This window comes from Caballeronia sp. KNU42, from assembly GCF_053760385.1.
The window spans coordinates 562,425-574,785 of sequence record NZ_CM132388.1 but is presented as its reverse complement, the minus strand read 5'-3'; the positions used below and the strand labels follow the sequence as shown (position 1 = coordinate 574,785).

General features: G+C 60.9%; 11 protein-coding genes. 6 read left to right on the top strand and 5 right to left on the bottom strand.

Going from position 1 to position 12,361, the window contains the following annotated elements; genetic code table 11:
* Positions 1–23: 23 nt before the first annotated feature.
* The 3 genes from ACSOSP_RS02500 to ACSOSP_RS02490 all read right to left on the bottom strand — a co-directional run bounded on the left by ACSOSP_RS02500 (position 24) and on the right by ACSOSP_RS02490 (position 3,252).
* Positions 24–1,241, bottom strand: a complete 1,218-nt coding sequence (locus tag ACSOSP_RS02500) for a DUF1501 domain-containing protein (protein ID WP_455309373.1) — start codon at positions 1,239–1,241, stop codon at positions 24–26.
* A gap of 8 nt (positions 1,242–1,249) precedes the next feature.
* The gene (locus tag ACSOSP_RS02495; RefSeq protein ID WP_455310820.1) at positions 1,250–2,752 is read right to left on the bottom strand and encodes a DUF1800 domain-containing protein; all 1,503 of its coding nucleotides are present in this window, start codon (positions 2,750–2,752) and stop codon (positions 1,250–1,252) included.
* A gap of 308 nt (positions 2,753–3,060) precedes the next feature.
* Positions 3,061–3,252: a hypothetical protein gene (locus ACSOSP_RS02490; RefSeq protein ID WP_455309372.1), complete on the bottom strand. Its 192-nt coding sequence runs from the start codon at positions 3,250–3,252 to the stop codon at positions 3,061–3,063.
* Here ACSOSP_RS02490 and ACSOSP_RS02485 point away from each other — a divergent pair.
* From ACSOSP_RS02485 to ACSOSP_RS02465, 5 genes are all read left to right on the top strand, one after another.
* Positions 3,251–3,454: a hypothetical protein gene (locus ACSOSP_RS02485; protein ID WP_455309370.1), complete on the top strand. Its 204-nt coding sequence runs from the start codon at positions 3,251–3,253 to the stop codon at positions 3,452–3,454. The two genes, ACSOSP_RS02490 and ACSOSP_RS02485, sit on opposite strands and share 2 nt — an antisense overlap.
* Before the next feature lie 341 nt (positions 3,455–3,795).
* Positions 3,796–4,521, top strand: coding sequence for an osmolarity response regulator transcription factor OmpR (gene ompR, locus ACSOSP_RS02480; RefSeq protein WP_031359745.1), 726 nt, complete (start codon positions 3,796–3,798; stop codon positions 4,519–4,521).
* A 67-nt stretch (positions 4,522–4,588) separates the two neighbouring features.
* Positions 4,589–5,947, top strand: coding sequence for an ATP-binding protein (locus ACSOSP_RS02475; RefSeq protein ID WP_455309369.1), 1,359 nt, complete (start codon positions 4,589–4,591; stop codon positions 5,945–5,947).
* Positions 5,948–6,161: 214 nt separating this feature from the next.
* Positions 6,162–6,710, top strand: coding sequence for a peroxiredoxin (locus ACSOSP_RS02470; RefSeq protein ID WP_089159564.1), 549 nt, complete (start codon positions 6,162–6,164; stop codon positions 6,708–6,710).
* 103 nt (positions 6,711–6,813) lie between these two features.
* The gene (locus ACSOSP_RS02465) at positions 6,814–7,338 is read left to right on the top strand and encodes a carboxymuconolactone decarboxylase family protein (RefSeq protein ID WP_062091570.1); all 525 of its coding nucleotides are present in this window, start codon (positions 6,814–6,816) and stop codon (positions 7,336–7,338) included.
* A gap of 81 nt (positions 7,339–7,419) precedes the next feature.
* Here the strand turns inward: ACSOSP_RS02465 and ispF are convergent, their stop codons facing one another.
* Positions 7,420–7,911: a 2-C-methyl-D-erythritol 2,4-cyclodiphosphate synthase gene (ispF, locus tag ACSOSP_RS02460; protein ID WP_455309367.1), complete on the bottom strand. Its 492-nt coding sequence runs from the start codon at positions 7,909–7,911 to the stop codon at positions 7,420–7,422.
* Positions 7,912–7,968: 57 nt separating this feature from the next.
* A complete protein-coding gene (gene ispD / locus ACSOSP_RS02455) occupies positions 7,969–8,682 on the bottom strand; it encodes a 2-C-methyl-D-erythritol 4-phosphate cytidylyltransferase (RefSeq protein WP_455309366.1) in 714 nt (237 codons plus the stop codon).
* Between the two features lie 110 nt (positions 8,683–8,792).
* On the opposite strand from ispD, the gene mfd reads away from it, so the two are divergent.
* Positions 8,793–12,284, top strand: a complete 3,492-nt coding sequence (gene mfd / locus ACSOSP_RS02450) for a transcription-repair coupling factor (protein WP_455309364.1) — start codon at positions 8,793–8,795, stop codon at positions 12,282–12,284.
* Positions 12,285–12,361: the final 77 nt, after the last annotated feature.

Sequence of the window (12,361 nt, the reverse complement as noted above, 5' to 3'; positions counted from 1 at the left end):
CTGGCTTCTTGACGCGCCCTGCCTCAGGCGCGAAGCAAAGGCAGCGTCTCGAACTTCTGCCCGAGCACCGCGGTGGAGTTCATGCCCCACCAGGACCCAAGGACGGTCGCGTACATCTGCCTGAAATCCACGCCGACCGGCAGATTGCCGTTCCCGTCCAGCCTTACCAATTCCGGCGCCACGCCATGAAGCCCGCCATTCACCCGGCCTCCCATCACGAAATGCGGCGCGACCGTGCCGTGATCCGTGCCATTGCTCTGGTTCTCACGCGGCCGCCGGCCGAACTCGGCGTAGGTCATGATGAGCGTCTCGTTCCATCGGCCCAATTCGAGCAGCGCCGAGCGCATCGCAACCATTCCCTCCGATAACTGCTTGAGCAACGCCGCCTGCTGACCCGGCTGGTTCTGATGGGTATCGAAACCATTGAGCGTCAGGCGGATCACCGCGACGCCCTGCCCCGTCTGCGGCACGCCGGCTGGGGTATCTGTCGCGGCCAGCACTTGCATGGCCGTCTTGATCGATGTCCCGAACGCGCCGCCCGGAAATTGCGTCTTGAGCGCGAACTGTCCGGCCCGTGGACGCAGCCGGTCGGCCGCCTTCACGATCTCGTTTTCGACATCCAGGATATGCGCGAGCGCAGGGTTGCGTTCCTTCAGCGATACCGGCGTCGCAAGCCGTGCCTGTTTTTCGAACTGCGCGGGATTCACGAGCGCGACGGCGCGTGCGCCGTTCGCGAGCGGTCCCATTTCCGCGCTGCCGATCACCACGGCGTCAGCCGCAAATCCCGCCGGCACGGGCTGAGCGCGAAACGTGCGCGTGAGCCAGCCTTCATGCAGGTATTGATCCGAGCGCGAGCCGGTGTCCCAGATCTCGATCGATCGAAAATGCGACAGATTCGGCTGCGGGTAACTGACGCCCTGCACTATCGCGAGTTGCCGGTCTTTCCAGAGCGGCATCAATGGCTGCATGGCGGGATGCAGGCCCGTGCGCTCATCAAGCTGGATGACCTGTTCGCGCTTGATGCCAATCCCCGGGCGCAATGCCGCGTAAGCCGGGTCGGCGAACGGGATCACGGTGTTCAGGCCGTCATTGCCGCCCTTCAGTTCGACCAGAATCAGCACGTTACCGTAGCCGCTCGAACGCATCTCGACCGGAAGCGGGTTTGCCGCGGCAAATGCCGAGGGAGCTAGCGCGAAGGCGCCGGCTGCGCCGGTCATCGAAAGGAAGTCGCGTCGGTTCATGGGGCCGCCTATTTCAACTGGTACGCAGGGTCCATCAGCAAGACCCGCAGATAAGCGCTGCTGGTGACGTCGGGTTCGATGGCATCGGCGGGAGAGACCGCCAGCACGGCGCGCTGCAATTGCAATTGCGTCGACAGGTCCGGGCGTGCGTCAGGCGCCGTGTTGTATCGGGCGAGCCATGCATCGAGATCGAAGCGCAAGCCGGGATGCGGCTTTTGCGTCGGTGCAGGTTTCATGGCGGCGGTGGTCATCATGATCGGCGTTGGACCTGACATCGCGCTTGCCTTCGCATTGCTCGCCGCCGGGCGCATGCCATGCGCTTCGGTCGCCCGGAACAACTGTTCGATGAACTGTTTGCGCGCCAGCAGCGTCGTGCTGTTGATCCAGTTTTCACCGCCCGGCCAGCCCTTCACGTTCGGGGGATAAAAAAGATTTTCGCCGAAGTTGCGCACTTGAGCCGCGAGCGGCGTTACATCCTGATCGGCATAACCGATATCGAACTGGCGCACAGCGCCGACCACGAATTCCGCGGGCGACTTGACCAGCACTCCCCGGTTGCGCTCATCCCAGAACGCCTCCGATAAAAACAGTCCACGCAACGCCGTCTTGATGTCGTAATGCGACGCCCGAAAACGCTCGGCGATCGGTGCAACCTGAGCCGGGTCCGGTGTCTCGGAGATGAACTCCCGCCACAGTTCGGTCGTGATGAAGGTCGCGGTTTCCGGTTGAGCCAGGAGGATGTCGAGCACCTGATCGCCATCGAAAGCGCCCATCTGTCCGAGAACGGTCTTGTCGCCGTCGTCATGGATTTTTGGATTGAATTGATAGGCGAGCGTATTCGGATCGAGCGTCCAGCCGGTGTAGGCGCGTGCGGCTTCGGTCACGTCACGCTGCGAGTAATGTCCCTCGCCTAACGTGAACAGCTCCATGACCTCGCGCGCAAAATTTTCGTTTGGCCGGCCTTTGCGGCTGCCGGCGCCATCGAGGTATTGAAGCATCGCCGGATCTTTCGAGACCGCGTGCAGCAAGTCGCCGAAATTGCCGAGCGCATCGCGCCGCAATAGCGCGTTCTGCCGGAACATCAACTGCGGATAGTGAACCTTGTCTTCACCGGACGGAAAATGATCGTGCCAGAAGAGCGTCATGCGCTCGGTGAGCGGCGAGCGCGTGGTCACCATTTCGCGCACCCACCAGCCGCGCAACTCATCGTAACGACGGCTTTGTTCGCGCTGGTCGTCGCGGCGTTCGTCCTGCGTCCACGCGCGGCGAACCTCAACCGACGGGATCGGCTCCATGACCCATGCGGGCGGGGGCGTGCTGGCTTCATCGGCTTCAGTGCGGGCGCCGGCAAGCAACGCATCGACGGCCTGCTCGCGGGTCATCCCAATGTACGGCGAAAACTCCCTCGCGTTCGCTTCGAAGCCTGTGCGGGTCAGCAGGAAGCGGGCATCGGTGGCATCGAGCGGATCGGCATCGACCGCCGCCGCTTCCGTTCGATGCACACTGCGCATCCGGCGCGGCGTGTTGTTTTGCGCTGCCTGAGCCGTCAGTGCGCTGGTCAGCATCAAACATAACGCCATGACAAGCGTAACGATATTCACGCCACGCTCGCGCCGATCCAGCGAACCGCGAGCAATGCGTACGTCATGAAACCTGGAGGGTTGCATCGAGGAGCGAGTCCGGTGGCCGTGCTATGTCAATCAACGGCGCGCTGCCGGCGCCCGTTGACCGCCTATATCACTTCGCCATCCGTTAGCGTCAGCACGCCAAGGCGTCAGGCCGCGCAAACGCGCCGCAAACCATGCGACCACGCCGAGTCTCAACGCTTATAAAGATCCCTGACTGCTTCCTCGATATGCTGGCGCAGCAGCCGCCGTTCATCCGCCGTCATCACAGCGTGCCGCGGAACCCGTTCCGGAGGTTGCGGATCGGGCGGCGGCGGTATGGGCTGCATCGCTTGCTGGTCGCGATTACCGGCGAGCGGCTTCTGCATGCGATGTTGAGCGCGCATGAAACGGCCATCGAAGCGTTTTCTGGGCTGTTGTGAATTGAAATCAGAGCTGTCGCCTTCGGGATTCGAATACCGGGACGCGGAAGATGAAGAGGACGAAGACGAAGACAACGACGAATCAGGGCGATCGAACGCCGATGAATTGCGAGTGGAGGATTGCGATGCTTGCGCAAGAGCGGTGCGTGCGGCAAACACGGCGTAAAACGCGCTAGCGATTAGCGTTAGTCGGATGATGCGCTTGGTGCGCACAGGTATGCGCCGCCGCGCTCCCCTCATGTTGTTCCCTTCGTTGCTCGACAACCGGACAGTCTCAGGCTCTTTGGCGTGGTTGCGTGTCATGCCAGGATGGACGGTTAATGCCGCCATGATACTGACGCGCAATCGTTGTACTAATGGAGTATCCACCGAATGACGGGCTTAGGTAAAGGAGTGTACGCATAGAACCTTTATGTCGTGCCACAGTCGCCGTAAATTTTGTAACTATCTGTTACCTTATAAATGGAGCAAACTAGCAGCTCTTTCTAATCGCGCTAAGATGCGGGCATGGAAACCAAAAATCCCTCAAAAATACTCGTAGTCGACGACGATCCCCGTTTGCGCGATCTTTTGCGACGTTATCTCGGCGAACAGGGCTTTAATGTCTATGTCGCTGAAAATGCGCCGTCAATGAACAAGCTCTGGGTTCGAGAACGTTTCGACCTGCTCGTGCTCGACCTGATGTTGCCGGGGGAAGACGGACTTTCGATCTGCCGCCGTCTGCGAGGCAGCAACGACCGTACGCCCATCATCATGCTCACCGCGAAAGGCGAAGACGTCGACCGCATCGTGGGCCTGGAAATGGGCGCGGACGATTATTTGCCGAAGCCGTTCAACCCGCGCGAGCTCGTCGCGCGGATTCACGCGGTGCTGCGTCGCCAGTCGCCGTCGGAACTGCCGGGTGCGCCGTCTGAAACGACCGAAGTCTTCGAATTCGGCGAGTTCGCTTTGAATCTTGCCACGCGGACGCTGACCAAGAACGGCCAGGAAATTCCGCTGACGACCGGCGAATTCTCGGTGCTTAAAGTATTCGCACGGCATCCGCGTGCGCCGCTGTCGCGTGAAAAGCTGATGGAACTGGCGCGCGGCCGTGAATACGAAGTCTTCGACCGCAGTCTCGATGTGCAGATCTCAAGGTTGCGCAAGCTGATCGAGCCGGACCCGAGCAGCCCGCGTTTTATCCAGACGGTGTGGGGCCTCGGTTACGTCTTCATCCCCGATGGCGCAGCCTGATTGAGTTCTGATCGAATACTGGCAAACGCGCCGTGTGCGCGCCACAAGCGAAAAGCATCAACGAACCATGCGGATTGACAGGCGGCTACTGACGCTCGCGTTCGGCGGCCTGTTCTGGCGGACCTTCGCCTTGATCGCGTTGCTGATCGCGGTCAGCATTGCCGCATGGTTCCAGAGCTTCCGCGTGATCGAACGCGAACCGCGTGCACAGCGCGTGGCGCTTCAACTCGTCGCGGTCGTCAAGCTCACGCGTACCGCCCTCCTTTATTCCGATCCCGACCTGCGCCGCGCGTTGCTGCAGGATCTGGAGAGCAATGAAGGCGTGCGCGTGTACCCGCGCGAAACCAGCGATAAATATCGCCTGCAGCCCGACGAGTCGTTGAACCGGCTGATCGAGCGCGACGTGCGCGGCCGGCTCGGCAACGACACGGTGATCGCGCAATCGGTCAACGATATCCCGGGTGTCTGGATCAGCTTCAAGATCGACGACGATGATTACTGGGTAGCGCTCGACCGCGATCAGCTCGATAACGTCACCGGCCTGCAATGGGCCGGCTGGGGCGTCTTTGCGCTCGCGCTGTCGCTATTCGGCGCGGCGTTCATCACCAGTCTTGTGAACCGGCCGTTCGCGCGGCTTGCGCTGGCGGCGCGCAGGGTGGGATCGGGGCAATCGCCCGAACCATTGCCCGAGCGCGGCATGGGCGTGGCCGCCGAAACCAATCGCAGTTTCAACCAGATGGTGCAGGACCTGGAGCAGCTCGACGCCGACCGCGCGCTGATGCTCGCCGGCATCTCGCATGACTTGCGCACGCCGCTTGCACGCTTGCGGCTCGAAACCGAAATGAGCCCGTCGGACGAAGCGACGAAACTTGCGATGGTCGACGACATCGAACAGATGGACATGATCATCGGGCGCTTCCTCGACTACGCCCGGCCAATGCAGCGCATGGCCGAAACCGTCGATCTCTCTCTGATCGGCGGTGAAATGGCCGCGCGTTTCTACGCGGAAGACGGCGTGCTGATGAGGACCGACCTGGCCCAGGGCGCGAACATTGAAGGCGACCCCACCGACGTTCGGCGCGTGATCGGCAATTTGCTGGAGAACGCGCGCAAATACGGGCGCAGCGCGGTGGACGATATCGCCAGGATCACGCTGCAAACGCGGGTCAATCACGGCCGCGTGGAGTTGTCGGTACTGGATGAAGGGCGCGGCATTCCCGAAGATCAGGTTGCGCTGATTACGCGGCCATTTTACCGCGTGGACACGGCGCGCACGCAGGCCAACGGCACCGGACTTGGCATGGCGATCGTGCAGCGGCTCGTCACCCGGCAGCGCGGCACGCTGCGCTTGCGCAACCGCCATCCGCATGCGGGATTCGAGGTGACCATCGACTTCCCGGCGATGGAAAAACGCACTTTCCGCTAAAGCGATCGTTTCATAAAAATGCTATCGGTCTATTCGTAAAAAGCTATCCACATCATTAGTCAAAAACTATTGAAATAAATATTTAATAGAGTTATAGTGAAGATCGCTCAACGTAGTCATCAGCTTCTCATGCAAGTTTGATCCTGCGTCATGTGAGCGTTACAGCGATTTGCTAGTCTTGATTTCCTCTTCCAACGAACACAGGAGTATTCATATGAAGACCGTGGGCGATAAGCTTGAAGCGTTTACCGTTGCTGCTGCAAAGCCGGGTTTCAATCATCACGAAGAAAATGGCGTGTCGGCGTTCGAAGACATCACGGAACAGTCGTTCCCTGGCAAGTGGAAGATCCTGTACTTCTACCCGAAGGATTTCACGTTCGTTTGCCCGACGGAAATCGTCGAATTCGGCAAGCTGAACAGCGATTTCGCCGATCGCGATGCAGTGTTGCTCGGCGGCAGCGTAGACAACGAATTCGTGAAACTGGCCTGGCGCCGGGAGCACAAGGACCTGAGCAAGCTGAACCACTACTCGTTCGGCGACGTGAAGGGCGAGTTGATCGATCAGCTTGGCATTCGTGACAAGGAAGCGGGTGTGGCGCTGCGCGCAACGTTCGTGATCGATCCGGACAATGTGATCCAGCACGTGTCGGTGAACAACCTGAACGTGGGCCGCAATCCGGAAGAAATCCTGCGTATTCTCGACGGCCTGCAAACGGACGAACTGTGCCCGTGCAATCGCGCTGTCGGCGGTTCGACGCTGTAAGTTGTATTGGCGAGGGCCAATGGCTTTCGCGCTAGCCCGTCAGCGTTCCGAGTCAAGCTCGGGCCGGCGGGCTTTTTTATCGCTGATCAGATAGGAGAAATTTATGGAATTCCTCGCATCGATTAAAGAACTGATTCCCGATTATGCCAAGGATATTCGCCTGAACGTGGATGGCACGATCGCGCGTTCATCGCTGGAAGGCAATGACGCGGTGGGCGTTGCGCTGGCTGCCGCCTACGCCGCGAAGGCTACGAAGATTGTCGCGTTGATTCGCGCGGCGGGCGTGTTGTCGGCCGAGGAAACGAATGGCGCGTTGACCGCAGCCGCGTTGATGGGCATGAACAACGTCTGGTATCCGTACCTGGAAATGGCCGATAACGCCGACCTGAAGACGCAGCCCGCCGCGTTGCGGATGAATGCGTACGCAACGCACGGTGGAGTCGATAAGCGGCGCTTCGAGATGTATGCGCTCGCCGCATCGATTGTTGGAAAGTGCCACTTTTGCGTGAAGTCGCACTACGAGAATCTCGTTGGCGAGGGAATGAGCACGACGCAATTGCGGGATGTCGGGCGAATTGCCGCCGTGATCAACGCCGCTCAACTGGCGATTACCGCTGAAGGCAACTAAGCCGGTTCAGGTTCAAGCTTGCGATGAACTCGACGCCACGTTTAGCCAAACGTGGCGTTTTGCGTTTCAGGCGCCGGGCGTTCAGGCGTCGATACCTGTGCGCATCAGCAGCACGGCAGCCTGCGCCTCAATCCCTTCCTTGCGCCCGAGATACCCCAGCTTCTCATTCGTCTTGGCTTTCACGTTCACGCGGGTCAGCGGTAACTCGAGATCTTCAGCAATATTCGCCCGGATCGCGTCGATAAACGGCGCAAGCTTTGGCGCCTGCGCAATCACCGTCGTATCGACATTCATGATCGCGAAGCCGGCTTCGGAGACTCTCGAAAAAGCCTCGCGCAGCAACACTCTGCTGTCCGCACCGGCGAAGTCCGCATCTGTATCCGGAAAATGCCTGCCGATATCGCCCATCGCCGCCGCGCCGAACAGCGCGTCCGTAATCGCGTGCAGCAGTACATCGGCATCTGAATGACCGAGCAGCCCGCGCTCGTAGGGAATAGTGACCCCACCGATGATGAGCGGCCGGCCTTCGACCAGTTGGTGAACGTCGTAGCCTTGTCCGATTCTGAAGTCCATCGATAGTCCTGGAAAGTAAAGAGCAACTGCATCAAACCACTGAATCAAATCGCTGATTCAAACCCCGCCGAGCATAGCCGACGCCAGCGCGAAATCTTCCGGATACGTCACCTTGAAATTGCGCAGGCTTCCCTGAATCAGCCGCGGCGCATGCCCGAGCCATTCGATGGCGCTGGCTTCGTCGGTGAGATCGTGGCCGTCCTGCTGCGCGCGCGTGATCGCATCGCGCAACATGCCCAGGCGGAACATCTGCGGCGTCTGTGCCTGCCACAAGCCGTTGCGCGACTCCGTGCGGGCAATGCGCCCTTCCGTGTGTGCCACGCCTTCAGCCTCGATCCGCTTGAGCGTGTCAGCCACCGGCAGCGCGAGAATTCCGCCGACCGGATCGTTCTTCAACTCGCCCACCAGCCTGCGGACCATCTCCGGCGTGAGTCCGGGGCGCGCGGCGTCGTGCACGAGTACCCAGTCGTCGTCGCGCGCCCCGAAACCGGTCAGCGCGGCCAAACCGTTGAACACCGACGCTTGCCGCGTTGTGCCGCCACAGCGTTGCACAGCGAAGCGCAAGCCGGCGAAACGGCGGTCATCGAAATGATGATCGCCCGGCGCGAGCACGACCAGCGTCTGGGCGAATTCGGAACAGGCGTCGAAAGCGGCAAGCGAATAACGCAGCATCGGATGGCGGCCGATAGTCTGGTATTGCTTGGGCATCGGTGCGCCAGAACGGCTGCCGGAACCGGCGCACGGAATGAGGGCGAACAGGCGGGAAGTCACGAGTTGAAAACGCCCAAGTCAAAAGTGAAGCCCGGATTTTATAATAGGTCCATCGCGACCATGCCGGTCCCGCGTGCACTTTCGCACGCGAACGGTTCCCCGCACACTTTATGCCTTCAAAAGCCGTCAGTTTGCAGTCAACGTCCCCTATCGCACTCGTCAAAGCCGGTCAGCGCTTTGCCTTCGATGGCGCCACCGGTTCCTCCGACGCCCTCGCCCTGGCACGCTACCACCTGGCTTTTCGCGAAAAAGTCCCGTTATTGGTCGTCATGTGCGCGAGCGCGGTGGATTCGCAACGTCTCGCGGCCGAAATTCCGTTCTTCGCGCCGGACGCGCGGGTAAGGCTTTTGCCCGACTGGGAAACGCTGCCGTATGACACGTTTTCGCCGCACCAGGACTTGGTTTCGGCACGGTTGGCCACGCTGCACGACTTGGGCGAAGGCCGTTGCGACATCTTGCTCGTGCCCGCGACGACCGCGCTGTATCGCATGCCGCCGGCATCGTTTCTGGCTGCGTATACGTTCTCGTTCACGCAGGGCGAGCGGCTGAACGAGGCGAAACTGAAGAGCCAGTTGACGCTGGCCGGCTACGAGCACGTGAGCCAGGTTGTACGTCCCGGCGAGTATTGCGTGCGCGGCTCGCTCCTCGACCTGTATCCGATGGGCTCGCCGCTGCCGTACCGGATCGATTTATTCGACGATCAGGTCGATTCAATCCGCGCCTTCGATCCCGACACGCAGCGCAGCCTGTACCCGGTGCGCGATGTGCGCCTGCTCCCCGGCCGCGAATTTCCCTTCGATGAACCCGCGCGCACCGCTTTCCGCAGCCGCTGGCGCGAGGTGTTCGAGGGCGATCCAAGCCGCTCGTCTATCTACAAGGACATCGGCAATGGCGTGCCGGCAGCGGGGATCGAGTATTACCTGCCGCTTTTCTTCGATGAAACCGCCACGCTGTTCCATTATTTGCCGCAAGACGCGCAACTGGCGTTCGTCGGCGACATGGACGCGGCCATCAAGCGCTTCACGAACGACACGCGGCAGCGCTACAACTTTTTGTCGCATGACCGCGAGCGGCCGCTGCTTGAACCGCAGCGCCTGTTTCTCAGCGACGACGATTTTTTCTCGTTCGCCAAACCGTTCGCGCAGATCAAGTTCCCGGCCACGCCTGAGGGTGGCTGGGCGGTGCCGTTGCCGGGTCTGGCCATCGATCGCCATGCCGAAGAGCCGCTGCTCGCGCTGCGTCATTATCTGGAGCAGACGCCGAATCGCGTGTTGTTCGCAACCGAATCCGCCGGACGCCGCGAGACGATCCAGCAACTTCTCTCCGATAACGGCCTGCGCGCAACGCTCGACGATACCTTCCAGGATTGGCTCACCGGCGACAACAAATTCTCGCTCGGCGTAGCACCGCTCGCGAACGGCTTTGCGTTGCCCGGCGAAGGCATCTCGATCATCACGGAGACCGAGCTGTACGGCCAGCTCACGCGCCGCGCGGGACGACGTCGCCAGGAACAGGCGAGCAACGTCGATTCGATGGTCCGCGACCTCTCCGAGCTGAAAATAGGCGATCCGGTCGTGCATACACAGCATGGTATCGGGCGCTATATGGGCCTGGTATCCATGGATCTGGGCGAAGGCGAAACCGAGTTCCTGCATCTCGAATACCAGAACGAAAGCAAGCTGTACGTGCCGGTCGCCCAGTTGCACGTGATCTCGCGCTACAGCGGCGCCGACCCGGAAAGCGCGCCGTTGCACGCGCTGGGTTCCGGCCAGTGGGATAAAGCGAAGCGCAAAGCCGCGCAGCAGATCCGCGATACCGCCGCCGAACTGCTCAATCTTTACGCGCGCCGTGCGCTGCGCGAGGGCCACTCGTTCCCGCTCGAAGCGCGCGATTACGCGAAGTTCGCGGAGAGTTTCGGCTTCGAGGAAACGCCCGATCAGGCGGCGGCGATCACCGCTGTGATCGGCGACATGACCAGCGGCAAGCCGATGGACCGCCTTGTTTGCGGCGACGTCGGTTTCGGCAAGACGGAAGTGGCGCTGCGGGCGGCGTTTATCGCGGTGATGGGCGGCAAGCAGGTCGCGATTCTTTCACCGACCACGCTGCTCGCCGAACAGCACACGAACACGTTCAGCGACCGGTTCTCCGACTGGCCGGTGAAGATTGCCGAGCTGTCGCGCTTCAAGAGCACCAAGGAAGTGTCTGCATCGATACAGGCAATCAACGAAGGCACGATCGATATCGTCATCGGCACGCACAAGCTGCTCTCCACCGATGTCGTGTTCAAGCGGCTGGGACTGGTGATCATCGACGAGGAGCATCGGTTCGGCGTGCGTCAGAAGGAGGCGTTGAAAGCGCTGCGCGCGGAAGTCGATGTGCTGACGCTCACCGCCACGCCAATTCCACGCACGCTCGGCATGGCGCTGGAAGGCTTGCGCGACTTTTCGATCATCGCCACCGCGCCGCAAAAGCGGCTCGCGATCAAGACCTTCGTTCGACGCGAAGAAGACGGCGTGATCCGCGAGGCGATGCTGCGCGAACTCAAGCGCGGCGGCCAGGTTTATTTCCTGCACAACGAAGTCGAGACGATCGACAACCGGCGCGCCATGCTCGAAGCGCTGGTGCCTGAAGCGCGTATCGCGGTCGCGCACGGGCAGATGCACGAGCGCGAACTCGAACGCGTGATGCGCGATTTCGTCGGCCAGCGCGCAAACGTGCTGCTGTGTACGACGATTATCGAAACGGGGATCGACGTGCCGAGCGCCAACACGATCCTGATTCACCGCGCCGATAAATTCGGCCTCGCGCAGTTGCATCAGTTGCGTGGACGCGTCGGGCGTTCGCACCATCAGGCTTACGCGTATTTGCTGGTTCACGATCCGGCCGCGTTGACGAAGCAGGCGCAGCGTCGGCTGGAAGCCATCCAGCAGATGGAAGAACTCGGCTCTGGCTTTTATCTCGCGATGCACGATCTCGAGATTCGCGGCACGGGAGAAGTGCTCGGCGACAAGCAATCGGGTGAAATCCACGAGATCGGTTTCCAGCTTTACACCGACATGCTCAACGACGCGGTGCGAGCGCTCAAGGAAGGCCGCGAGCCCGACCTGAATTCGCCGCTCGCCGCGACGACCGAGATCAACCTGCACGCGCCGGCCATCCTTCCCGCCGATTATTGCGGCGACGTGCAGGAACGATTATCGCTGTACAAGCGTATGGCGAACTGCGAAACGAGCGATGCGATCGACAGCATTCTCGAAGAGCTGATCGACCGTTTCGGCAAGTTGCCGCCCCAGGCGAGCGCGCTGGTCGAGACGCACAAGCTGCGTCTCGCGGCCAAGCCGCTGGGCATCATCAAGATCGACGCGGCCGAGCATGCAATCGCGTTGCAGTTCATTCCGAATCCGCCCGTCGATGCGATGAAGATCATAGAGATGGTGCAGAAGAACAAGCACATCAAGCTCGCGGGACAGGACAAGCTGCGCATAGAAGTGCGCAGTCCGGATCTGGCCGTGCGGATTTCAACGGTCAAGGACACGCTGCGCGCGCTCGGCGCACCAGTGCGGCAGCAGAAACCTGCCATCGCGCCCGTGCCTTCCCGATAGTCGATACACAAACCCGCGCACTGCCTTATCCGGCGGTGCGCGGCCGGTTTTTTCGGTATTATCGAAAGTAATAATTC

What these genes read in the sequence shown, in the direction of transcription:
- ACSOSP_RS02500 (WP_455309373.1), bottom strand. Translation starts at nt 1,241, where the DNA reads ATGAACCGACGCGACTTCCTTTCGATGACCGGCGCAGCCGGCGCCTTC.
- ACSOSP_RS02495 (WP_455310820.1), bottom strand. Translation starts at nt 2,752, where the DNA reads ATGCGCAGTGTGCATCGAACGGAAGCGGCGGCGGTCGATGCCGATCCG.
- ACSOSP_RS02485 (WP_455309370.1), top strand. Translation starts at nt 3,251, where the DNA reads ATGAAACGGCCATCGAAGCGTTTTCTGGGCTGTTGTGAATTGAAATCA.
- ACSOSP_RS02490 (WP_455309372.1), bottom strand. Translation starts at nt 3,252, where the DNA reads ATGCGCGCTCAACATCGCATGCAGAAGCCGCTCGCCGGTAATCGCGAC.
- ompR (WP_031359745.1), top strand. Translation starts at nt 3,796, where the DNA reads ATGGAAACCAAAAATCCCTCAAAAATACTCGTAGTCGACGACGATCCC.
- ACSOSP_RS02475 (WP_455309369.1), top strand. Translation starts at nt 4,589, where the DNA reads ATGCGGATTGACAGGCGGCTACTGACGCTCGCGTTCGGCGGCCTGTTC.
- ACSOSP_RS02470 (WP_089159564.1), top strand. Translation starts at nt 6,162, where the DNA reads ATGAAGACCGTGGGCGATAAGCTTGAAGCGTTTACCGTTGCTGCTGCA.
- ACSOSP_RS02465 (WP_062091570.1), top strand. Translation starts at nt 6,814, where the DNA reads ATGGAATTCCTCGCATCGATTAAAGAACTGATTCCCGATTATGCCAAG.
- ispF (WP_455309367.1), bottom strand. Translation starts at nt 7,911, where the DNA reads ATGGACTTCAGAATCGGACAAGGCTACGACGTTCACCAACTGGTCGAA.
- mfd (WP_455309364.1), top strand. Translation starts at nt 8,793, where the DNA reads ATGCCTTCAAAAGCCGTCAGTTTGCAGTCAACGTCCCCTATCGCACTC.